The sequence below is a fragment of the Streptomyces sp. NPDC001770 genome, from assembly GCF_053596135.1.
On the sequence record NZ_JBSFFN010000008.1, the window covers coordinates 141477 to 164090 of the forward strand.

Below are 22614 nucleotides of genomic sequence, written 5' to 3' on the forward strand. Positions count from 1 at the left end.
GGACCGGATGCGGCTCTCAGCGAGCCAGCCCCCGCCAGCCCTCCGGGTCCACGCCCCCGGGGATGGCCGCCGCCGGGTCGTACGGCTCACGGGTGAAGATGAAGGAACCCAGGTCCAGATGGGCCACCGACCCGTCGTCGTTCCGTACGGTCCGCAGCCGCTCCCCCGCGTGGTACCCGCCGAGTCCGGTCCAACTGCCGTCCGGCTCGGCCCGGAGCTTCGTACCCCGGCCGGTCCCCGCCAGCGGAGCCAGCTCCAGACAGCGGTCGTCGAGTAGCTTCACCACGTACCGCTGGGTGCCCCAGTACCAGGGTCCGGTCAGGGCCAGCAGCTCCTGGTCGGCCTCGGGCAGGGGGCGCCAGGGCTCCGGGATGCGGGGCTCCGCCTCCGCGACGATCCGCACGAGGTCCTGGGCCACCTCGGTGATGGGCGGCCCCGAGGTCGCGTTGGTGAGCACGACGGCGGCCACGTCGTCCTCCGCGCACACCCAGAGACAGGCCAGGAAGCCGGGCAACGAGCCGGAGTGCCCGAACAGGGTGCGCCCGTCCCGGCGGACGACCTGGAGCCCGAGCCCGTACGTACCCGTCCAGTCGCCGCTTTCGAGCGGCACCGAGGGAGCCCGCATCTCGCGGACCGAGGCGGCGCTCAGGACCCGGTTGTCCCCCTCGGCGAGGAAGCCCGCAAAGGTGAGGAGGTCCTCCACGGTCGACCAGAGCTGCCCGGCCGGGGCCATCAGCCCCAGATCGTGGCTCGGCTCGGGCAGCATCACGTCGGCCCACGGGTGCACGGCCCAGCCGCCCGCATGAGGAGCCTGGGGACTCACGCCTGTACGCCGCATTCCCAGCGGCTCCAGGATCTCGCGCCGCAGCAGCGACTCCCAGTCGTCTCCGCGTACGGCCTCGACGAGGGAACCGAGCACGGTGTAGCCAGGGTTCGAGTAGTGGTGGCGAAGACCGGCCGGGTGGCGGAAGGGCTGATCGCCGAGGACGGCGGCCAGGTCCGGGCGGGTGTCGCCGGGCGTCCGCTCCCACCACGGGGACGGGGTCTCGGCGGTGAGTCCGGCGCCATGACCGAGAAGCTGACGGATGCTCACGCCTCCGACCCCCGAGCCCGGCAGGTGCTTCTCCACCTGATCGTCCAGATCGAGCAGTCCCTCGTCCCTCAGCCGGAGCACCAGGACGGCGGTGAAGGTCTTGGTGATCGAGCCGATCCGGTACTGCGTGTCACTGCCGGGCTCATGTCCGTCGACACAACTGCGCCCCCCACTCCACCCGATCCGCCCGTCCCGGAGTACTCCGGCCACCACCGAGGGAGTACGCCCCTCCCGCTGGGCGGTGGCGGTGCGGTGCAGCAGGGCCCGGCGGGTGGCCGGCAGCAGTTCTTCGTTCGATGACGTCATGGAACGAAGAATGGTCGAGAACAGCGCCACACCGCGACTCCGTTCCGTGCCGAAGCCCCCGGGCCGGCACGCCGGTCAGGGCGCGTACACGGTCAGGGCGCGGACGAACCCTTGCGGGCCTGGGTGGCGGTGATGAGCCCGGTCAGCGACGTACGCACCTCCGACAGGGCGGAGATCCGGTCGTCCAGACCTCGGAGGTGGTCCTGGAGAGTCTCCAGCCTGCAGTCGTCGACCGTGCCATCCCCACCGACGCACGGCAGCAGATCCCGGATGACCCGGGTCGGCAGGCCGGCGTCCAGGAACGAGCGGATGCGGCGGACCACGACGGGGGCGCCGTCCTCGTAACGGCGGTGGCCGCTCGCGAGGCGGTGGGACTCCAGGAGACCCTGCTCCTCGTAGTAGCGGAGCAGGCGGACGGAGGTACCCGTCACCCCGGACAGCTCACCGATCCTCATGTGACGCTCCTCACTACCGCTTGAACCTCACACGGATGAGAGATCCTAGTGTCGCGTCCATGACGAACATGACGAACACGGCTCACCCCATCGCCCTCTGCGGATTCCTCCGGCCCCGGCCGGAACGCGCGGACGAGGTCCGGCGCATCCTCCTCTCCTTCGTGGCACCCACCAGGCAGGAACCCGGCAACCTGCAGTACCACCTGCATGAGCACGAGGACGGCCGCTTCTTCCTCTACGAGGTCTGGCGCTCCCAGGAAGACCTCGACCGCCGCAACGCGACACCTCCGCCGCGCGCCTTCCTGGAGAACCTGCCGGCCTACCTGGACAGGCCCTCGGACGGCTTCTTCAACACCATGATCAGCCCGTACGGGGAAGGTGCAGCGGTCCCCGCGTGAAGAGATCCCGACAGCGTCGGATCAGGTCTGCGCCATGTCCACGAAGCGGGAGTAGTGGCCCTGGAAGGCCACCGTGATCGTCGCGGTCGGACCGTTACGGTGCTTGGCGACGATCAGGTCCGCCTCGCCGGCGCGGGGCGATTCCTTCTCGTACGCGTCCTCACGGTGCAGCAGGATGACCATGTCGGCGTCCTGCTCGATGGAGCCGGACTCACGGAGGTCGGAGACCATCGGCTTCTTGTCCGTCCGCTGCTCGGGCCCTCGGTTCAGCTGGGAGAGCGCGATCACCGGGAGCTCCAGCTCCTTAGCGAGGAGCTTGAGGTTACGGGACATGTCCGAGACCTCCTGCTGGCGGCTCTCGGCGCGCTTCGCACCACCGGACTGCATCAGCTGGAGGTAGTCGATGACCACGAGCTTCAGGTCGTTGCGCTGCTTCAGACGACGGCACTTCGCCCGGATCTCCATCATGGAGAGGTTGGGCGAGTCGTCGATGTACAGCGGGGCAGCCGACACGTCCGGCATCCGCCGGGCCAGTCGCGTCCAGTCCTCGTCCGTCATCGTGCCCGAACGCATGTGGTGCAGGGCCACCCGTGCCTCCGCCGAGAGCAGACGCATCGCGATCTCGTTCCGCCCCATTTCCAGGGAGAAGATCACGCTCGGAAGGTTGCCCTTGATCGAGCAGGCCCGGGCGAAGTCCAGCGCCAGGGTCGACTTGCCCATGGCGGGGCGGGCGGCGATGACGATCATCTGGCCGGGGTGGAGACCGTTGGTCAGCGCGTCGAGATCCGTGAACCCGGTCGGGACACCGGTCATCTCGCCGCTGCGGGAACCGATCGCCTCGATCTCGTCGAGCGCCCCCTCCATGATGTCGCCGAGCGGCAGATAGTCCTCGCTGGTGCGCTGCTCGGTGACGGCGTAGATCTCGGCCTGGGCGGAGTTGACGATCTCGTCGACGTCCCCGTCGGCCGCATACCCCATCTGTGTGATCTTCGTACCCGCTTCGACCAGACGGCGCAGGACGGCACGCTCATGGACGATCTCGGCGTAGTACGAGGCGTTCGCCGCGGTCGGCACCGACTGGACGAGGGTGTGGAGGTACGGAGCGCCGCCGACCTTGGTGATCTCGCCGCGCCGGACCAGCTCGGCGGCGACCGTGATCGGGTCGGCCGGCTCACCCTTGGCGTAGAGATCGAGAATGGCCGTGAAGACGGTCTCGTGGGCGGGGCGGTAGAAGTCGTGCCCCTTGATGACCTCCACGACCTCCGCGATGGCGTCCTTGGAGAGCAGCATGCCGCCGAGCACCGACTGCTCGGCATCCAGGTCCTGCGGGGGAACCCGCTCGAACCCCGGCGAGCCTCCGTCCCAGCCGCTGTCACGGCCCCGGTCGTGCTGGTCGTCCCGTCCGCCGCGCTCACCGCGATCGCCACGACGCTGGCGGGAGACAGGCAGCCGGTCACTGGGACCGACGTCGGCCCAGGGCTCGTCCAAAGGCTCCGGAATGCTCACCGGGCCACCTCCTCCCGTCCGCTTCGCGGACCTAGCCATGCCACTCTTTCTTACGGCACGGCACCGACAAACAGGACACCCGACTCCGCTTCCGGCGCTTCGATTTCAACGCGATCGCGGGCACGGTCGGAGTACGGGCGACGGTCCACGGTAGGCCGCTCAGCACCGTCAGCCAATCTGGTTATCCACAGGGCATGTGGACGACCGACCAGATGCTGTGGAGAAGTCCGCCGTTCCTGTGCACGGAGCAGGGGACAGCACTGTGGACAAACTCATAGCATCGGCGTGCACACACCTCTGACCTGCCCTTTTGCTGTCCACCGACTGTGGGGGAGAAAAACTTTCCCGCATCGCTCAAGATCATCGCGAACAGCGCGTGGCCCAGCGCACAGGCCCTGCAAAAGTAAGGATCACAAAGGGCTTGCATGTATTACCTGTGGAAGATTGGATTGGCTCTCATGACCAAGGCCCCCGCGACAACAGCACCCGGTCGACGACGGCACGACCGAGAGATCATCGCGCTCGCCGTGCCCGCCTTCGGCGCACTCGTGGCCGAACCCCTCTTCCTCATGGTGGACAGCGCGATCGTGGGCCACCTCGGCACCCGGCAACTGGCCGGGCTCGGGGTGTCCGCCGCTCTGCTGTCGACCGCCGTCAGCGTCTTCGTCTTCCTCGCCTACGCCACCACCGCCGCTGTCGCCCGCCGCCTCGGTGCGGGCGATCTCGCCTCCGCGATCCGACAGGGCATGGACGGCATCTGGCTCGCCCTGCTCCTCGGCGTCCTGGTGGTCGCCGCCGTTCTCCCCACCGCGCCATGGATCGTCGATGTCTTCGGCGCTTCCTCGACGGCGGCCCCATACGCGACCACCTACCTCCGCATCTCGGCGCTCGGGATACCGGCCATGCTCGTCGTGCTGGCAGCAACCGGGGTGCTGCGCGGACTCCAGGACACCCGCACCCCGCTCTACGTCGCCATCGGCGGCTTCTCCGCCAACGCGATCCTCAACGCGGCCTTGGTCTACGGCGCCGGACTCGGTATCGCAGGATCCGCCTGGGGCACCGTGATCGCGCAGCTCTCCATGGCCGCCGCCTACCTCACCGTGGTCGCCCGGGGAGCCCGACGGCACAAGGCGTCGCTCCGCCCCGACATGGCGGGCATCCGCGCGAGCGCCCAGGCGGGGGTCCCACTTCTGATCCGTACGCTTTCGCTGCGCGCGGTTCTGGTCATCGCCACCGCGGTCGCCGCCCGCCTCGGTGACGTGGACATCGCGGCTCACCAGATCGTCCTCTCGCTCTGGACCCTGACCGCCTTCGCCCTGGACGCCATCGCCATCGCCGGCCAGGCGATCATCGGTCGGTATCTCGGCGCCGACGACGCGAAGGGCGCACGCGAGGCGTGCCGCCGGATGGTGGAGTGGGGCCTCGCCGCAGGGGTGGTGCTCGGCGCGCTCATCGTGCTCGCCCGGCCCCTTTTCATCCCGCTCTTCACCAGTGACCCATCCGTACGCAACACCCTCCTGCCGGCACTGCTGGTGGTGGCGGTCTCCCAGCCGATCGCCGGCGTGGTCTTCATCCTGGACGGCGTACTCATGGGCGCCGGGGACGGGCGCTATCTGGCGCTGGCCATGCTCGTCACCCTGGCCGTCTTCGCCCCGGTCGCCCTGCTGATCCCCACCCTCGGCGGCGGGCTCACCGCACTCTGGTGGGCCATGGACCTGATGATGGCCGTCCGGCTGATCACTCTCTGGCTGCGCGCACGCTCGGGACGCTGGGTCGTCACCGGCGCCACCCGCTGATCCGGCCCGAGGAAGCAGGAGCTCGGGCCTGGATGACCGCTCAAGAGGTCAGGGACTCGTAGGCGAAAGGCCATGTTTCACGTGAAACAGCAGGACCTTCCCCAGAAGCTGATGTTTCACGTGAAACGACTACACGTGAAGCCACTGCACGCGGAACGGCTTCACGCGACACGGCTGCAGGTGAAACGGCTTCAGGTGAACGACGAAGGGCCGTACCCCGCGGGGTACGGCCCTTCACCTAACTCGTACGAGCACTGCCTCAGGCAGCGACAACCTCGACGCCGAGCTGCGCCGCAACCTCAGGGTGCAGGCGCACGGACACCTGGTGTCCGCCAAGGGTCTTGATCGGCGAACCGAACTCGACACGACGCTTGTCGACCTCCGGGCCACCGGCAGCCTTGATCGCCGAGGCGACGTCGGCCGGGGTGACGGAGCCGAAGAGGCGGCCGGCGTCGCCGGAGCGAACAGCCAGACGAACCTTCACGGCCTCGAGCTTGGCCTTGATCTCGTTGGCCTGCTCGATCGTCGCGATCTCGTGGATCTTGCGGGCGCGGCGGATCTGCGCCACGTCCTTCTCGCCGCCCTTGGTCCAGCGGATGGCAAAGCCACGCGGGACCAGGTAGTTGCGAGCGTATCCGTCCTTGACGTCGACGACGTCGCCGGCGGCACCGAGGCCAGTGACCTCGTGGGTGAGGATGATCTTCATGTTTGCGTCACCCTTCCCTTATCGCGCGGTGGACGTGTAGGGCAGCAGCGCCATCTCACGGCTGTTCTTGACTGCCGTGGCGACGTCACGCTGGTGCTGCGTGCAGTTACCGGTAACGCGGCGGGCACGGATCTTGCCACGGTCGGAAATGAACTTCCGCAGCATGTTCGTGTCCTTGTAGTCCACGTACTGGGTCTTGTCCTTGCAGAACGCGCAGACCTTCTTCTTAGGCTTGCGCACAGGCGGCTTCGCCATGGTGTTTCTCCTGTGTGATCAAGAAGTGGGGGTACGAGCCGGACCTAGAAAGGAGGCTCGTCCGAGTAGCCGCCGCCGCTGGAACCGCCGGAGCTTCCGCCCCAGCCGCCCTGGCCCCCGCCCTGCTGGCCGCCGGAGGGTGCGCCGGTTGCCCACGGGTCGGCGTCGGGAGCGCCGCCGCCGCCCTGCTGGCCACCGCCACTGGGACCGCCGCCCCAGTTGCCGCCACCCTGCTGGCCGCCGCCGTATCCACCCTGGCCGCCGCCCTGGCCACCGCGACCTGCGGTCTTGGTGACCTTGGCCGTGGCGCTCTTCAGGCTGGGGCCGACTTCGTCGACATCCAGCTCGTAGACCGTGCGCTTGACGCCCTCACGGTCCTCGTAGGACCGCTGCTTCAGCCGGCCCTGCACAATGACGCGCATGCCTCGCTGAAGCGACTCCGCGACGTTCTCCGCCGCCTGACGCCAGACCGAGCAGGTGAGGAACAGGCCTTCGCCGTCCTTCCACTCATTGGTCTGCCGATCGAAGATGCGGGGTGTGGACGCGACACGGAACTTCGCGACCGCCGCACCGGACGAGGTGAAGCGCAGCTCGGGGTCGTCGACGAGATTGCCGACGACCGTGATGACGGTCTCGCCTGCCATGGATGAACCTCTCGGCGGGGATTGCTTGCTGCTTGCTGCTACTCGAACCCGATGACCGCTGAGCTAGATGCTCAGTGGGTCTCGGGACGGAGGACCTTGGTCCGGAGGACCGACTCGTTCAGGTTCATCTGGCGGTCGAGCTCCTTGACGACCGCAGGCTCGGCCTGCAGGTCGAGGACCGAGTAGATGCCCTCGGGCTTCTTCTTGATCTCGTAAGCGAGCCGACGACGGCCCCAGGTGTCGACCTTCTCAACCTTTCCGTTGCCCTCGCGGACGACGGAGAGGAAGTTCTCGATCAGGGGAGAGACAGCGCGCTCCTCCAGATCGGGGTCGAGGATGACCATCACCTCGTAGTGACGCATGTGGAACCCACCTCCTTTGGACTCAGCGGCCACGGTCGTTCCGTGGCAGGAGGGTCGTGATGCGTACGCATCGGTGTCCGTCGGGTGAAACAGCGGACTCGGCGGGCTCCTCAGAGGGAGGGCCGCCGGGCAGGCTCAAGGCAGACACCGGTGCAGACCGTACAGACTACCTGCCATGGACCCCCGGGTTGAAATCCTGGGCCAAGGATGCGCAATCTGTATATATCGGATGTGAGCGGCGTCTCAGCGCGCCGTCCCTTCGGCAGGAGGCACTTCATGGCCCAGGTAGCGCACACCCGCCCGCGGAACCGCCCCACCGGCTCCCTCTTCGCCACGGACGGCAGGCCCCATCCGCTCCAGGACACCCTGATGGTGGTGACCGGGGTTCTCGGCGTCCTCGCCTTCGTGACGGCCATGTTCCACAACCTGCACCTGCTCAGCTCGTGGGCGGGGCTCGTCGGCATCCTGGTCGGCGGCTACGGGTTGTGGATCTCCAGGACGACCTGGGAGCGGTTCGCCCTGATCATGGGGATCGGCTCCTCCGCGGTGGGCTTCTACCTCGGAATGGCCCATGGAGGGCTGTTCGGCGGCGTGATCAGCTGACCACCGCGTTCCCGGCCCCGGCCGGTCCACCGCGTTCCCTTCAGGGCCCCTGCGGCAACCCCCGCCGGGGCCCTCGCGGCACCGGCTCGCGGCCAAGTGCCGTACGGGCCAGAACGGGCGCTCCCCGCTCACAGTAGGCTTCGGCGCGAGAGCCGGAGCCCCTGACCGATGGGGACACACCTGCCGAGGAGCGCCCCGCATGAGCCTGACCCTGAGGACCATCAGCCGCGAGCAGCATCTGGCGTACATCCAGAGCCTGCCCGCGGCCAGTCACTGCCAGGTCCCGGCGTGGGCTGACGTGAAGACGGAGTGGCGGTCGGAGAGCCTCGGCTGGTTCGACAGGACCGGTCAGATCGTCGGCGCCGGGCTGGTGCTGTACCGACAGCTCCCCAAGATCAAGCGGTACCTCGCGTACCTCCCCGAGGGCCCGGTCATCAACTGGTACGCGCCCAACCTGGACGAGTGGCTCCAGCCGATGCTCGCCCACCTCAAGCAGCAGGGTGCCTTCTCGGTGAAGATGGGCCCGCCGGTCGTCATCCGCCGCTGGGACTCCACCGCCATCAAGGCCGGCATCCAGGACCCGGACGTGAAGCGCCTGCGGGACGTCGAGGCGACGGTCATCGAGCCGCGGGCGTTCGAGGTCGCGGACCGGCTGCGCAAGATGGGCTGGCAGCAGGGCGAGGACGGCGGCGCCGGCTTCGGTGACGTGCAGCCGCGCTTCGTCTTCCAGGTGCCGCTGGCGAACCGCTCCCTGGAGGACGTCCTCAAGGGCTTCAACCAGCTGTGGCGCCGCAACATCAAGAAGGCCGACAAGGCCGGTGTCGAGGTCGTCCAGGGCGGTTACGAGGATCTCGCCGAGTGGCAGCGGCTGTACGAGATCACGGCCGTGCGCGACCACTTCCGCCCGCGCCCCCTCTCGTACTTCCAGCGCATGTGGTCCGTCCTCAACTCCGAGGACCCCAACCGGATGCGGCTGTACTTCGCCCGCCACAACGGGGTCAACCTCTCGGCCGCGACCATGCTCGTCGTCGGCGGACACGTCTGGTACTCCTACGGCGCCTCCGACAACATCGGACGCGAGGTCCGGCCCTCCAACGCCATGCAGTGGCGCATGCTGCGCGACTCGTACGCGATGGGCGCGACCGTCTACGACCTGCGCGGCATCAGCGACTCCCTCGACGAGACCGACCACCTCTTCGGTCTGATCCAGTTCAAGGTCGGCACCGGCGGAGAAGCCGTCGAGTACGTCGGCGAGTGGGACTTCCCGCTCAACAAGCTCCTGCACAAGGCGCTCGACATCTACATGTCGCGGCGCTGACGCGACGGGTCCGGCGAACGACCGGGCCCGTTCGCTCCGTTGGATCCCTCCGTACGTTCTGCGATCTGAGACACACCGCAGCCACCAGAAAGGTTCCGGGCCGGCCATGGCGCTCTCCCTCTACGTCGACACCGCGCGCTGGCGGGCGCACCAGAAGTCCGTGATCGATCAGTTCCCGGGGCTCGTGCCGGTCTGCAAGGGCAACGGTTACGGCTTCGGCCACGAGCGCCTGGCCGACGAGGCCATCCGCTTCGGCTCGGACATGCTGGCGGTCGGGACGACCTACGAGGCCGCCCGGATCAAGGACTGGTTCAGCGGGGACCTGCTCGTCCTCACTCCGTTCCGGCGGGGCGAGGAGCCGGTCCCGCTGCCCGACCGCGTGATCCGCTCGGTCTCCTCCGTGGACGGGGTGCACGGACTCGTCGGCGCCCGGGTCGTCATCGAGTGCATGAGCTCGATGAAGCGACACGGGGTCAAGGAGGAGGAGCTGGGGCAGCTCCACGCCGCCATAGAGGACGTACGCCTCGAGGGCTTCGCGCTGCACCTCCCGCTGGACCGCACCGACGGTTCGGACGCGGTGGAGGAGGTCATCGGCTGGATGGACCGGCTGCGCAACGCCCGGCTGCCGCTGCACACCATGTTCGTCAGCCACCTCAAGGCGGCGGAGCTGGCCCGGCTGCAGCAGCAGTTCCCGCAGACCCGCTTCCGTGCCCGCATCGGCACCCGGCTCTGGCTCGGCGACCACGAGGCCACCGAGTACCGCGGTGCCGTGCTGGACGTGACCCCCGTCGTCAAGGGCGACCGGTTCGGCTACCGGCAGGGCAAGGCCGCGTCGGACGGCTGGCTGGTGGTCGTCGCCGGCGGTACGTCGCACGGGGTCGGCCTCGAGGCCCCCAAGGCCCTGCACGGCGTGATGCCGCGCGCCAAGGGCGTAGCCCGGGCCGGGCTGGCCACGGTCAACCGCAACCTGTCGCCGTTCGTCTGGTCGGGCAAGCAGCGCTGGTTCGCCGAACCGCCGCACATGCAGGTGTCGATCCTGTTCGTGCCGTCGGACGCGCAGGAGCCGCGGGTCGGCGACGAGCTCGTGGCCCATCTGCGCCACACCACCACGCAGTTCGACCGTCTCGTCGAGCGCTGACGGAACCCCGGGGCGGGGCCGGCCGGCGTCAGTCGCCGGCCCCGCCGCCGCGCACCTCTCCCCAGCCCGCCGGCTCGCCCCAGAACTCCTCCTCGTCGGACTCCCGGGTGCCCATGGGGGCCAGTACGAACACGTCCGGCGCCCCGTCGAGCACACCACCCGAAGGGTCGTCCGCACCGTCCTGCCGCACCATGTCCCGGTCCGGCCGCACGATGTCCCGTACGACCAGGGCGACGAGGTAGAGCGTGCCGAGCAGGTGCAGGACGACCGCGAGCTGGTAGCCGTCCTGCGGCAGCCCCTGGTGCTTGTCCCCGCTGCTCGTGTACGCGAGGTACATCCAGATCCCGAGGAAGTACAGCACCTCGCACGCCTGCCAGATCAGGAAGTCCCGCCAGCGGGGACGCGCCAGCGCGGCGAGCGGGATGAGCCAGAGCACGTACTGCGGTGAGTAGACCTTGTTCGTCAGGACGAAGGCCGCCACCACGAGGAAAGCGAGCTGGGCGAACCTCGGCCGGTGCCGCCCCGCGAGCGCCAGCGCCGCGATGCCGAGGCAGCAGAGCCCCATCAGCACCACCGAGGCCGTGTTGACCACGGAGACCTCGATGGGCCGTTCGATGCGCTGCGAGAGGACCAGCCAGAACGACCCGAAGTCGACGGAGCGCTCCTGGCTGAACGTGTAGAACTTCTTCCACCCCTCGGGGGCGTACACCATCACCGGCAGGTTCACCACCAGCCAGGCCGCCGCGGCCGAGAAGGCCGCGACGAGGAACGGCCGCCACTTCCCCGCGCGCCAGCAGAGCAGCAGCAGCGGTCCGAGCAGCAGTACGGGGTACAGCTTGGCCGCCGTCGCCAGGCCGATCAGGACACCGAACGCCACCGCACGCCCGCGCGACCACATGAGCATCGCGGCGGCGGTCAGGGCGACGGCCAGCAAGTCCCAGTTGATCGTGGCGGTGAGCGCGAAGGCGGGCGCCAGGGCGACCAGCAGCCCGTCCCAGGGGCGGCGGCGATGGGTGCGCGCGACGCACACGACCGCCACGGCCGCGCAGATCATCAGCAGGCCGGCGTTGACGAGCCAGTACATCTGCTCGCGCTGCATCATCGGGTCGCTGTCCGGGGTGAGCGTGAGCCAGGAGGCGACCTGCATGAACAGCCCGGTCAGGACCGGGTATTCGAGGTACTGCATGTCGCCGCCGAGCCGGTCGAAGTACGGCAGCAACCCGTCCGCGAAGCCCCGTCCGACGAACAGGTGGGGGATGTCGGAGTAGCAGGCGTGCGTGTACTGCGAACTGGCACCCCTGAACCAGGCCCAGTTGTAGCAGGGGAGCTTCTGCACCATGCCGAGCGCGAACATGCCGATCGCCACCAGGGCGACCACGCGCACGGCCGTCAGCCCTCCGGCGCCGAATCGTGCGAACCGGCCCGCCGGTCCGCCGATCAACTCGCTGCCCGCAGCGGCGATCTCGTCCCGTCGCGTGGGTGCGACGGCCCGCTCCTGGTCCTCGCTGGTCTCTTCTGCGCTTGGCATGCGCCACATCCTGCCGTACGGGGCTGTGCGGGACGCGGGGGACCGCCGGACACGGCGGAGGGCCGCCCGCACCTCGCCAGGTGCGGACGGCCCTCGGAGACGGCGCTGATCGGGAGCCGGCAGTTCGGCTATCCGTTGCCGTTGCCGTTGCCCCGGCTCGAACCGAAGATGTCTCCTACGTCGTCGGCTTCCTCGGTGGGCGTCGCGGTGGGATCGGTGCCGGCCGTCGTGCCGTCGGTGTCGTTGCCGGCCGCTGCTCCGGCCGTGTCCGTGCCGGCCGCCGCTCCGGCGTTGGTCCCGTCCGGAAGACAGGTGCTCCAGCCCCAGGTCTTGCAGGTCTCGGTCGGCGTCGGAGTGGTGGGCGGCGCGGTCGTCGGAGTCGGCTCCTCGGACGGCTCCTCGGACGGCGTGGGCGACGCGCTGGGCGTCGGCGAGGGGGTCGGGCTGGGGCTCGCGCCGCCGCCGTAGACCTTCTCGCCGATGGGTTCGGGTGTGGGGAACTCCTCGGCCTTCGTGCCCTTCACCGCACCGACCATGTAGTCGTGCCAGACCTGCGCGGGGAACGACGCACCGTGGATCTTCTCCTTTCCACCGGTGCCGAACATCTTCTGGAAGGCGCGGTCCTTGTGCTTCTCGTTGTCGTCCATCCGGAACATGCTGACGGCGGTGGAGATCTGCGGGGTGTACCCGACGAACCAGGCCGACTTGTTCTCGTCCGTGGTGCCCGTCTTGCCCGCCACTTCCCGGCCGGGAAGCTGGGCGGAGGTGCCCGTGCCGTGCTCGACGACGTTCTTCAGCACGTCGGTGACGTTGTCGGCGACGGCGGAGTCGAAGGCGGTCTTGGTCTTCTTCTCGTGCCGGAAGACGACCTCACCGCCCTGCTTGACCTCCGTGACCGAGAAGGGCTCGTTCTGCTTGCCGCTGGTGGCGAACGTGGCGTACGAGGCCGCCATCCGGATCGCGCTGGGGGAGGACGTTCCGATCGAGAACGACGGAACGTGGGAGTCGGCCATGTAGTCGTCGTCGCGCAGGCCCGCCGCCATCGCGACGTCCTTCACCTTGTCCGTACCGACGTCCATGCCGAGCTGGACGAAGGGGGAGTTGATCGACTCCTGCATGGCGTACCGCAGGTCGACGTCACCGTAGGAGGTGTGGTCGTCGTTGGTCTGGAGCCACTGTTTGCCCTCCTCGTTCTCCCAGGGCTTACCCGTCCAGTCGTTGATCTTGAGCTCGTTGTCGCCGTTGTAGATGCTCTTCGGCGAGACCGGAGTGCGCTCGGACTCACTCTGGACCTCGCCCCCCTCGGGGTCTCGCTTGCCGTACTCCATGGCGGCGGCGAGCACGAACGGCTTGAACGTCGAACCGACCTGCGCACCCGTGGGGTTGGCGTTGTTGGTGTAGTGCTTGGTGGCGTCCTGGCCGCCGTAGATGGCGATGATGGCCCCGGTGGCGGTATCCACCGACGCACCGCCGAACTGCACGTTGGTGTCGTACTCCGGACGCTTCTTGGGGTCGATGTTCTCGTCGTAGACCCGCTTGACGGCGGTGTTGAGCTGCTGGACCTTCTTCTTGTCGAAGGTCGTGTGGATCTCGAAGCCGCCCTGGGCGAGGGCGTCGGAGGTGAGCCCCTTGACGTTGTCCAGGACGTAGCTCTTGGCGAGGTCGACCAGGTAGCCCGTCTGGCCGCTGAGCTGCGCGCTCTTCTTCGGCGCGACCGGCATGGGGAACTCGGTGTACTTGGCCCGCTCCGCCGCGGAGAGGTGGCCGTCCTTGACCTCCTCGTCGAGAATCCAGGTCCAGCGCTTCTTGGCGCGGACCAGGTTCTTCTCGGCGGTGGCCTGCACCGGGTCCACCTCGGGGGCACCGGCCGGGTCGTAGTAGCTGGCGCCCTTGAGCAAGGTGGCCAGGAAGGCGCACTCGCTCGGGTTCAGCTCGGTGGCGTCCTTGCCGTAGTAGGTACGCGCCGCGGCCTGGAGCCCCGAGGCCCCCCGGCCGTAGTAGGAGACGTTGAGGTACCCCTTCATGACGTCGTCCTTGTCCATCTTGCTGCCGACCTTCAGCGTGATGAACAGTTCCTTGAACTTGCGGCTGATCGTCTGTTCCTGGGTCAGCATCGAGTTCTTCACGAACTGCTGGGTGATCGTGGACCCGCCCTGGGTCTCACCGCCCTTGGCCATGTTGAAGAGGGCGCGGGCGATACCCATCGGGTCGATGCCGTGGTCCTTCTCGAACGACTTGTTCTCGGCCGAGATCACCGCGTAGCGCATGGCGGCCGGGATCTGCGCGTAGCTGATCTCCTGGCGGTTCACCTCACCACCGGTCGCGACCATCTGCGAGCCGTCGGACCAGTAGTAGACGTTGTTCTGCGCCTTGGCCGCCTTGCTGACCTCCGGCATCTGCACCAGCGCGTACGAGACGCCCGCGACGCCCATCAGGAGTCCGAGGAAGCTCAGACAGAGTCCCGAGACCAGCTTCCACGAGGGAACCCAGCGGCGGAACCCGTACTTGCCGTAGCGCGGGTAGTCGATGATCCGCTTCTTGCCGGGTCCACCCTCGCCCCGGCCCCGCCCCGGGCCTTCGGAGCCCCCGCCGCGACGTCGGCCACCTCCCCCGCCGCCGGGTCCCCCGGAACCGGGGCCCTCGGCCCCGCGCCGCCGGCCGCCGCGCTGAGCGGCACGACGCGCTTCGGCGCGACCGCCCGGCGGACGTTCCTCGGCGTACGGCCCCGAGGGTGACTCTTGCGTCACCCTGGGTGAAGGCGCTGCGCGGCGTCCTGCTGACTGCGGCGCGGCTCGTCGGGCCGCGGCACGCCCCCCGTCTTGCGGTTGAGGCGTTTTGCGACGGTGCTCGCTCATCGAACGACTACTCCTCGGGCAGGCGAGAGCGCCTGGAAGCGGCAGTTGAGATCCGGTCCCCCCGAATTGCGGACAGGCCCTGCGGAAGGCACATCCGCAGTACATCCGGCAGTCCGCGATGTCTGACGCCCTGCGGCGCCTCGCGGTTCCCGGTGATCTGCATGCCGGACAGACTACGCACGGTCAAAACCCATCTAGGGCCGAAGTTCACCCCAAATGACGCAAGTCGCTTGCTACGAATTGGTGATGTGACGCCGTTCACTAAGGCAGCCCTTGTCGAACCCTGCGGACCGATCTATCGTGCAGATGTATCGAGTCGATACATCAGGGCGGCATAAGCACCTGACCCGCGCACTACGGGACCACACGGCAACGGAGGAGGCGAAGATGAGCAGACGCTCCGGCATCCTCGAATTCGCCGTCCTCGGACTGCTCCGCGAGTCCCCGATGCACGGCTATGAGCTGCGCAAACGCCTCAACACCTCGCTAGGCATCTTCCGCGCCTTCAGCTACGGCACCCTCTATCCCTGCCTCAAGACGCTGGTCGCCAGTGGCTGGTTGATCGAGGAGCCGAGCACCGCCCCGGCCGATCTCGCGACGCCCGCCTCTTCACTGGCGGGACGCAGGGCGAAGATCGTGTACCGGTTGACGGCGGAGGGCAAGGAGCACTTCGAGGAGCTGCTCTCGCACACCGGCCCGGACGCCTGGGAGGACGAGCACTTCGCGGCTCGCTTCGCCTTCTTCGGCCAGACGGAACGTGATGTGCGGATGCGCGTCCTGGAGGGCCGGCGCAGCCGGCTGGAGGAGCGCCTGGAGAAGATGCGCGCCTCTCTCGCCCGCACCCGGGAACGACTTGACGACTACACACTTGAGCTGCAGCGGCACGGCATGGAATCCGTGGAGCGCGAAGTGCGCTGGCTGAACGAGCTCATCGAGAGCGAGCGTTCGGGACGGGACCGGCGACGGTCCGGCCCCGAGGGCTCCTCTCAGCAGGACACCGCAGAGGAAACGGGCGGCCTGCCCCGGCGCCGGGCTGACACCCCGCCGGATCCGTCCGATGACACCGCCTGATGGAGCTTCCGCGCATCGCGGGAGCCGTCAGGACCACCATTACACACAGGGAGCAACCGGAATGGGTTCGGTTCGCGTAGCCATCGTCGGCGTGGGCAACTGCGCCGCCTCGCTGGTGCAGGGCGTCGAGTTCTACAAGGACGCCGATCCGGCCGGCAAGGTGCCCGGCCTGATGCACGTCCAGTTCGGCGACTACCACGTCAGCGACGTCGAGTTCGTCGCCGCCTTCGACGTCGACGCGAAGAAGGTCGGCCTCGACCTCGCGGACGCCATCGGTGCCAGCGAGAACAACACCATCAAGATCGCGGACGTGCCCACCACCGGCATCACCGTCCAGCGCGGCCACACCCACGACGGTCTGGGCAAGTACTACCGCCAGACGATCGAGGAGTCCGCCGAGGCCCCCGTGGACATCGTCCAGGTCCTCAAGGACAAGCAGGTCGACGTTCTCGTCTGCTACCTCCCCGTCGGTTCCGAGGTCGCGGCGAAGTTCTACGCCCAGTGCGCCATCGACGCCAAGGTCGCGTTCGTCAACGCCCTCCCGGTCTTCATCGCCGGCACCAAGGAGTGGGCGGACAAGTTCACCGAGGCCGGCGTCCCGATCGTCGGCGACGACATCAAGTCGCAGGTCGGCGCGACCATCACGCACCGCGTGATGGCGAAGCTCTTCGAGGACCGGGGCGTCATCCTGGACCGCACGATGCAGCTGAACGTCGGCGGCAACATGGACTTCAAGAACATGCTCGAGCGTGAGCGCCTGGAGTCCAAGAAGATCTCGAAGACGCAGGCCGTCACCTCGCAGATCCGTGACCGCGAGCTCGGCGCCGACAACGTCCACATCGGTCCGTCGGACTACGTGGCGTGGCTGGACGACCGCAAGTGGGCCTACGTCCGCCTCGAAGGCCGCGCCTTCGGCGACGTCCCGCTGAACCTCGAGTACAAGCTCGAGGTGTGGGACTCCCCGAACTCGGCCGGTGTCATCATCGACGCCGTCCGCGCCGCGAAGATCGCTCTGGACCGGGGCATCGGTGGCCCGATCCTCTCCGCTTCCTCGTACTTCATGAAGTCCCCGCCGGTCCAGTACTTCGACGACGAGGCCCGCGAGAACGTCGAGAAGTTCATCGCCGGCGAGGTCGAGCGCTGATCCAGCCCCACGGCTGACAGCATCGCCCCGCACGGGAGCGGCAACGCCTCCACGCAGGTCTGACGTCGAAGGTCCCCGAGCCCACGCGCTCGGGGACCTTCGACGTATGTGACCCTTGCTCACATGGCTGTCGCGCGTGATCTGCGGATACTCCTGCGCCTTCGGAACTTCCGTCGCCTCCTTGCCGTACGACTCCTCTCGCAGGCGGCAGACGGCGTCTACCAGGTCGCGCTGGCCGCGCACGTCGTCTTCTCACCCGAGAGGCAGGCCTCGGCCGGCGCCATCGCCTCCGCCATGGCGGTCCTGCTCCTCCCCTACTCCCTGGTCGGCCCGTTCGCCGGTGTGCTGCTCGACCGCTGGCCGCGCCGCCAGGTCTTCCTCCACGGGAACCTGCTCAGAGCGGTCCTCGCCTGCTGCACCGCGCTGCTCATTCTCGGCTCGGTGCCCGAGTGGCTCTTCTACGCGTCAGCGCTCTGCGTCACGGCGGTCAACCGCTTCGTCCTCGCCGGGCTCTCCGCCGCCCTGCCGCGCGTCGTCGACGAGGACCGACTGGTGCTCGCCAACTCGCTCTCCCCGACAGCAGGCACACTGGCGGCCACGGCCGGCGGCGGACTCGCCTTCGCCGTACGCCTGCTGGCCGACGACTCGGACGCCGCAGTGGTCCTGCTGGGCGCCCTGCTCTACCTGTTCTCGGCCCTGGCCTCCCTGACCCTGCCCCGCACACTGCTGGGCCCTGACGCCCAAGAGAGCGCGATACACCTGCGGGCGGCGCTGGGAATCACCGCGCGAGGGCTCGTCGCCGGGATGCGGCACCTGGTGGAGCGCCGGGACGCGGGCCGGGCGCTGGTCGCCATGACAGTGCTCCGCTTCTGCTACGGCGCCCTGACCGTCATGGTGCTCATGCTCTGCCGCTACGCCTGGTCGGACGACGAGTCCGAGGGTCTGGCGCTGCTCGGTCTGGCGCTGGGAATCTCCGGGGCGGGCTTCTTCGTAGCCGCCGTCGTGACGCCCTGGGCCGTGAACCGGTTCGGCCGGTACGGATGGGTCGTCGTCTGCGCGGGGAGCGCGGCCGTCCTGGAACCCGCCCTGGGCCTGTCGTTCGCTCCGGTGCCGATGATGGTCGCGGCGTTCGTGCTCGGCGTGGCGACGCAGGGATCCAAGATCGCGACGGACACGGTGGTCCAGACGTCGGTGGCCGACGCCTACCGGGGGCGGGTCTTCTCCCTCTACGACGTGCTGTTCAACGTGGCGTTCGTGAGCGCGGCAGCCACCTCCGCACTCGCCCTGCCGGCCGACGGACGGTCCGTCTCCGTGGTGGCCGGAGTGGCCGTCCTCTACGCGGGCGTCGCCGTGGCGATGTTCCGGTGGCGGAGCACGGCCACCGCCTCATGACCTGCCGGGCGCGCCGGTGTTTCACGTGAAACACGACCGCCCGCAACCACCACCGCGCGGTCGTGTTTCACGTGAAACACGAGCGCGCGGGAGAACCGGAGACTCAGTTCCGCGCCTGCCACCACTCGGTGAGAGCGGCAGCGGCGGCCTCCTCGCCCATCGGCCCGTTCTCCAGACGCAGTTCCAGCAAGAACGCGTACGCCTGGCCGATGACGGGCCCCGGGCCGATGTCGAGAATCCGCATGATCGCGTTTCCGTCCAGGTCGGGGCGGATGGAGTCCAGCTCCTCCTGCTCCTGGAGCAGCGCGATGCGCTCCTCCAGCGCGTCGTACGTCCGCGAGAGAGCGTTCGCCTTGCGCTTGTTCCTGGTCGTGCAGTCCGAACGGGTGAGCTTGTGGAGCCGTTCCAGCAGGGGTCCCGCATCGCGCACGTACCGGCGCACGGCCGAATCGGTCCACTCGCCGTCGCCGTAGCCGTGGAAGCGCAGGTGGAGCTCGACCAGCCGGGAGACGTCCTTGACCATGTCGTTGGAGTACTTCAGCTCCGTCAGACGCTTCTTGACCATCTTGGCGCCGACCACCTCGTGGTGGTGGAAGGAGACGCGGCCGTCCTTCTCGAAGCGCCGGGTCCGGGGCTTGCCGATGTCGTGGAGCAGCGCGGAGAGCCGCAGGACGAGGTCCGGGCCGTCCTTCTCCAGGTCGATCGCCTGCTCCAGCACGGTCAGGGAGTGCTCGTAGACGTCCTTGTGGCGGTGATGCTCGTCACTCTCCAGCCGGAGCGCCGGCAGTTCCGGCAGCACGTACTGGGCCAGTCCCGTGTCGACCAGCAGCCCCAGCCCCTTGCGGGGGTGCTCGGAGAGGAGCAGCTTGTTCAGCTCCTCCCGGATGCGCTCGGCCGAGACGATCTCGATGCGGGCCGCCATCTCCTTCATGGCCGCGATGACCTCGGGGGCCACCTCGAAGTCGAGCTGCGCGGCGAACCGTGCGGCCCGCAGCATGCGGAGCGGGTCGTCGGAGAAGGACGCCTCCGGGGTTCCCGGGGTACGCAGAACCCGGTCCGCGAGGTCCTTCATCCCGTCGTGCGGGTCGATGAATTCCTTCCGCGGCAGGGCGACGGCCATCGCGTTGACGGTGAAGTCGCGGCGGACCAGGTCTTCCTCGATGGAGTCCCCGTACGAGACCTCGGGCTTCCGGGAGGTGCGGTCGTACGCCTCCGAACGATAGGTCGTGACCTCGACCTGGTAGCCGTCCTTCTGCGAGCCCACCGTGCCGAACGCGATGCCGATCTCCCAGACCGAGTCGGCCCAGGGGCGGACGATCTTGAGAACGTCCTCCGGCCGTGCGTCGGTGGTGAAGTCGAGGTCGTTCCCGAGCCGTCCGAGCAGCGCGTCCCGGACCGAGCCGCCGACCAGGGCGAGAGAGAACCCCGCTTCCTCGAAACGGTGGGCGAGGTCGTCGGCGACAGGGGACACCCGCAGCAGTTCGCTGACCGCACGGGGCTCCGCCTGGCTCAGGGCGCTGGTCTTGTCTTCGTTGGCGTTCGGCACAACAGAAAAGGGTACGTGCCCCGACCGGCCCGGGCGTCATCGTTTCCAGGAGCCCTGCGAGACTCTGCCGATCATGAGAGGCGGTCCGGAGCACTCCGCCACAGCGCACCTCGTTACCATGCGGGGACGCAGAACCGACAGCGATCGACACCCCAGCTGACGACGACGAGGGACGGGTACACGCGTGGCCGAGGCGGCAGACTCTCAGGGGACACATCCCTCTCCTGCTCGCCGGTGGATGAGACGTACAGCGTCCGTGTTGCTGGGGGTGCCCTTGCTGACCGGTCTGCTCGCCGGTCCGGCGGCATCGACTCCCCTTGCCGGCCCGGTGGAGAAGGCCGCCGCTATCTCCAGCACGGTCGACGTGGCGCTGAACTCGCTCGCTCCCAGCGCACCGGTGGAAGGGGACACGCTGGTCGTCTCCGGCACCCTGACCAACAAGGGCAAGGAGACGATCAAGGACGCCGAGGTGGACCTCCGGGTCGGTCCGAGGCTCTCGGGACGTTCCTCGATCGACGCGAACGCCAAGCGGACCGGATATCTGCCGGGCGTCGACGCGGAACCGCTCGGCGCCCCGTACACCGTGCGGGTGTCCTCCCTCCGCAAGGGCGTCAGCCAGGACTTCTCGATCTCCGTCCCGGTCGACAAGCTGCCGCTGGACTCCGCCGGTGTCTACCAGCTGGCCGTCTCCCTGACCGGGCAGACGTCCGCCAGCTCCTACGAGCGGGTCCTCGGTATCCAGCGCACCTTCCTGCCCTGGCAGCCCGAGGAGAGCGACTCCAAGTCCAAGCTCACCTTCCTCTGGCCACTGATCGCCTCCGCGCACATCACGGCCGAGACCGCTTCGGACGAGCAGCAGACCCCCGTCTTCCAGGACGACGACCTCGCCGCCGAGCTGCGGCCAGGCGGTCGGCTCGAACAGCTCGTCTCCCTGGGCAACGGGCTCCCGGTGACCTGGGTGATCGATCCGGATCTGCTGGCGAGCGTCGACGCGATGGCAGGGACCTACCAGGTCGAGTCCGGCGACACCACGGTCCCGGGAACCAACCAGGCGGTCGCGAAGAAGTGGCTCGACGCCCTGCAGAAGGCGGTGAACGGCGGCAAGGTCGTCGCCCTTCCGTTCGCCGACCCCGACCTCGCGTCCATCGCGCACCGGGGCAAGAACGTCTCGGGCACCCTCAGCCATCTGCAGACCGCCACCGAAGCGGCGACGACCACGGTCGAGACGGTCCTGCACACCACGCCGACCACCGACTTCGCCTGGCCCGTGGACGGCGCCGTCGATCCGTCGATCGTCGATGTGGCCACCTCGGCCGGGGCCCACAACGTGATCGCGCGCAGCGACAGCCTGAAGGAGACCGGCGGTCTGCTGTACACCCCCACGGCTGCCCGGCCCATCGGCGGCGGTACGAACGCGGTCGTGGCCGACTACCGGCTCTCGACTGCCTTCGGCGGTGACATGACGGGGGGCGAACGCTCCACGCTCGCGGTCCAGAACTTCCTCTCCCAGACCCTGGCATTCACCAAGCAGGACGAGGAGAAGGAGCGCAGCATCGTGGTGGCTCCCCAGCGGATGCCCACCGCCGCACAGGCGCAGACCATGGCGAGGGCCCTCCGGACGCTGGAAGACGGCCGCTGGACGGATTCCCTGGATCTGGTGGGCGCCTCCGAGGTCAAGCCGGACGCCGGGGCGACCACCCGGGTGCCCAGCGCGTCCGCGTACCCGAAGAAGCTGCGCAGCCAGGAACTGCCCACCCAGGCGTTCCAGGACATCAGGGCCATCCAGGACTCGCTGAACAGCTTCCAGGTCATCCTGACCCAGCCGGAGCGGGTGGTGACCCCGTTCGGCAACGCGATCAACCGCTCGATGTCGACCTCCTGGCGGGGAAAGCCGCTGGAGGCCCAGCAGTACCGTGACGCGGTACGCACGTACCTCCAGGGGCTGGTCGGCCAGGTGAACCTGATCGCGAAGTCGGACGTCACGCTCTCCGGCCGGAGCGCTACGATCCCCGTCACCGTGCAGAACCAGCTGGTGCAGGGGGTCGACCACCTGGTGCTCCGGCTGACCTCGGACAACGCCACCCGTCTCAAGCTCAACGACGGCGGCGCGGTCGCGCAGAAGCCGGTGGCGATCGCGGGCGGGCACAGCCAGTCGGTGAAGTTCGACGCGGACGCCAACGTCAATGGCCAGGTGCAGGTCAGGGCGCGCCTCTTCACTCAGGACGGGACGCCGTACGGCGACGAGATGACCTTCACGGTGAAGGTCTCCGAACTGACGCCGACCGTGCTGCTGGTGATCGCCGGCGGCCTGCTGCTGCTGGTCCTCGCGGGTGTGAGGATGTACAACCACCGGAAGCGCGCCGTCGCAAGCGACACGTCGGAAGGCGGCGGCGGCGAACCCGAGCAGCCGAGTGACCCGACACCGGACACCGGGCCGGAAAGCGGGGACCCTTCCGGGACGGGTGAGAAAGTGGACCGTTGAGCGATGTCTGTCGAGG

The 22614-nt window shown here is 68.6% G+C and carries 19 protein-coding genes; 9 read left to right on the forward strand and 10 right to left on the reverse strand.

The annotated features are described in order from the left end of the window. Positions 1 to 16 precede the first annotated feature (16 nt). Positions 17 to 1399 (reverse strand): serine hydrolase domain-containing protein, encoded by a 1383-nt coding sequence (locus ACWCSV_RS10125; protein WP_451140396.1) that lies wholly within the window; start codon positions 1397 to 1399, stop codon positions 17 to 19. Between the two features lie 92 nt (positions 1400 to 1491). Further along, complete coding sequence (locus tag ACWCSV_RS10130; protein WP_451140398.1) at positions 1492 to 1854, reverse strand: MerR family transcriptional regulator; 363 nt, start codon at positions 1852 to 1854, stop codon at positions 1492 to 1494. Positions 1855 to 1913: 59 nt separating this feature from the next. On the opposite strand from ACWCSV_RS10130, the gene ACWCSV_RS10135 reads away from it, so the two are divergent. Next, complete coding sequence (locus ACWCSV_RS10135) at positions 1914 to 2252, forward strand: putative quinol monooxygenase (RefSeq protein WP_451140400.1); 339 nt, start codon at positions 1914 to 1916, stop codon at positions 2250 to 2252. Positions 2253 to 2273: 21 nt separating this feature from the next. Here ACWCSV_RS10135 and dnaB read toward each other — a convergent pair whose 3' ends face one another. Beyond that, the gene (dnaB, locus tag ACWCSV_RS10140) at positions 2274 to 3740 is read right to left on the reverse strand and encodes a replicative DNA helicase (RefSeq protein ID WP_451140519.1); all 1467 of its coding nucleotides are present in this window, start codon (positions 3738 to 3740) and stop codon (positions 2274 to 2276) included. A gap of 476 nt (positions 3741 to 4216) precedes the next feature. Here dnaB and ACWCSV_RS10145 point away from each other — a divergent pair, with 476 nt between their 5' ends. Next, entirely contained in the window at positions 4217 to 5554 is a 1338-nt protein-coding gene (locus tag ACWCSV_RS10145) for an MATE family efflux transporter (protein WP_451140402.1), read from the forward strand. 259 nt (positions 5555 to 5813) lie between these two features. Here the strand turns inward: ACWCSV_RS10145 and rplI are convergent, their stop codons facing one another. The 4 genes from rplI to rpsF all read right to left on the reverse strand — a co-directional run bounded on the left by rplI (position 5814) and on the right by rpsF (position 7521). Then, entirely contained in the window at positions 5814 to 6260 is a 447-nt protein-coding gene (rplI, locus tag ACWCSV_RS10150) for a 50S ribosomal protein L9 (RefSeq protein WP_451140404.1), read from the reverse strand. An 18-nt stretch (positions 6261 to 6278) separates the two neighbouring features. Beyond that, a complete protein-coding gene (gene rpsR / locus ACWCSV_RS10155; RefSeq protein WP_003967857.1) occupies positions 6279 to 6515 on the reverse strand; it encodes a 30S ribosomal protein S18 in 237 nt (78 codons plus the stop codon). 44 nt (positions 6516 to 6559) lie between these two features. Continuing rightward, positions 6560 to 7159: a single-stranded DNA-binding protein gene (locus ACWCSV_RS10160; RefSeq protein ID WP_451140406.1), complete on the reverse strand. Its 600-nt coding sequence runs from the start codon at positions 7157 to 7159 to the stop codon at positions 6560 to 6562. Between the two features lie 71 nt (positions 7160 to 7230). Continuing rightward, on the reverse strand, positions 7231 to 7521 hold the full coding sequence (gene rpsF / locus ACWCSV_RS10165) for a 30S ribosomal protein S6 (protein ID WP_266706588.1): 291 nt from the start codon (positions 7519 to 7521) through the stop codon (positions 7231 to 7233). A gap of 276 nt (positions 7522 to 7797) precedes the next feature. Here rpsF and ACWCSV_RS10170 point away from each other — a divergent pair, with 276 nt between their 5' ends. The 3 genes from ACWCSV_RS10170 to ACWCSV_RS10180 all read left to right on the forward strand — a co-directional run bounded on the left by ACWCSV_RS10170 (position 7798) and on the right by ACWCSV_RS10180 (position 10580). Next, on the forward strand, positions 7798 to 8124 hold the full coding sequence (locus ACWCSV_RS10170; RefSeq protein WP_451140408.1) for a hypothetical protein: 327 nt from the start codon (positions 7798 to 7800) through the stop codon (positions 8122 to 8124). Between the two features lie 199 nt (positions 8125 to 8323). After that, positions 8324 to 9442: a lipid II:glycine glycyltransferase FemX gene (locus ACWCSV_RS10175; protein WP_451140409.1), complete on the forward strand. Its 1119-nt coding sequence runs from the start codon at positions 8324 to 8326 to the stop codon at positions 9440 to 9442. A gap of 106 nt (positions 9443 to 9548) precedes the next feature. After that, positions 9549 to 10580, forward strand: a complete 1032-nt coding sequence (locus ACWCSV_RS10180) for an alanine racemase (protein ID WP_390964081.1) — start codon at positions 9549 to 9551, stop codon at positions 10578 to 10580. A gap of 28 nt (positions 10581 to 10608) precedes the next feature. Here the strand turns inward: ACWCSV_RS10180 and ACWCSV_RS10185 are convergent, their stop codons facing one another. Further along, positions 10609 to 12108: a glycosyltransferase family 87 protein gene (locus ACWCSV_RS10185; protein WP_451140410.1), complete on the reverse strand. Its 1500-nt coding sequence runs from the start codon at positions 12106 to 12108 to the stop codon at positions 10609 to 10611. A 128-nt stretch (positions 12109 to 12236) separates the two neighbouring features. Further along, positions 12237 to 14963, reverse strand: coding sequence for a transglycosylase domain-containing protein (locus tag ACWCSV_RS10190; RefSeq protein WP_451140411.1), 2727 nt, complete (start codon positions 14961 to 14963; stop codon positions 12237 to 12239). Positions 14964 to 15350: 387 nt separating this feature from the next. Between ACWCSV_RS10190 and ACWCSV_RS10195 the strand changes: the two genes are divergently transcribed. The 3 genes from ACWCSV_RS10195 (at position 15351) to ACWCSV_RS10205 (ending at position 18570) form a co-directional block, all read left to right on the forward strand. Continuing rightward, entirely contained in the window at positions 15351 to 16034 is a 684-nt protein-coding gene (locus tag ACWCSV_RS10195; protein WP_451140413.1) for a PadR family transcriptional regulator, read from the forward strand. A gap of 61 nt (positions 16035 to 16095) precedes the next feature. Then, positions 16096 to 17178, forward strand: coding sequence for an inositol-3-phosphate synthase (locus ACWCSV_RS10200; protein ID WP_451140415.1), 1083 nt, complete (start codon positions 16096 to 16098; stop codon positions 17176 to 17178). A 123-nt stretch (positions 17179 to 17301) separates the two neighbouring features. After that, positions 17302 to 18570, forward strand: a complete 1269-nt coding sequence (locus tag ACWCSV_RS10205) for an MFS transporter (protein ID WP_451140417.1) — start codon at positions 17302 to 17304, stop codon at positions 18568 to 18570. Positions 18571 to 18673: 103 nt separating this feature from the next. Here the strand turns inward: ACWCSV_RS10205 and ACWCSV_RS10210 are convergent, their stop codons facing one another. Then, entirely contained in the window at positions 18674 to 20116 is a 1443-nt protein-coding gene (locus tag ACWCSV_RS10210) for a CCA tRNA nucleotidyltransferase (RefSeq protein ID WP_451140419.1), read from the reverse strand. Between the two features lie 184 nt (positions 20117 to 20300). Here ACWCSV_RS10210 and ACWCSV_RS10215 point away from each other — a divergent pair, with 184 nt between their 5' ends. Further along, the gene (locus tag ACWCSV_RS10215) at positions 20301 to 22598 is read left to right on the forward strand and encodes a DUF6049 family protein (protein WP_451140421.1); all 2298 of its coding nucleotides are present in this window, start codon (positions 20301 to 20303) and stop codon (positions 22596 to 22598) included. The last annotated feature ends 16 nt before the right edge of the window (positions 22599 to 22614 follow it).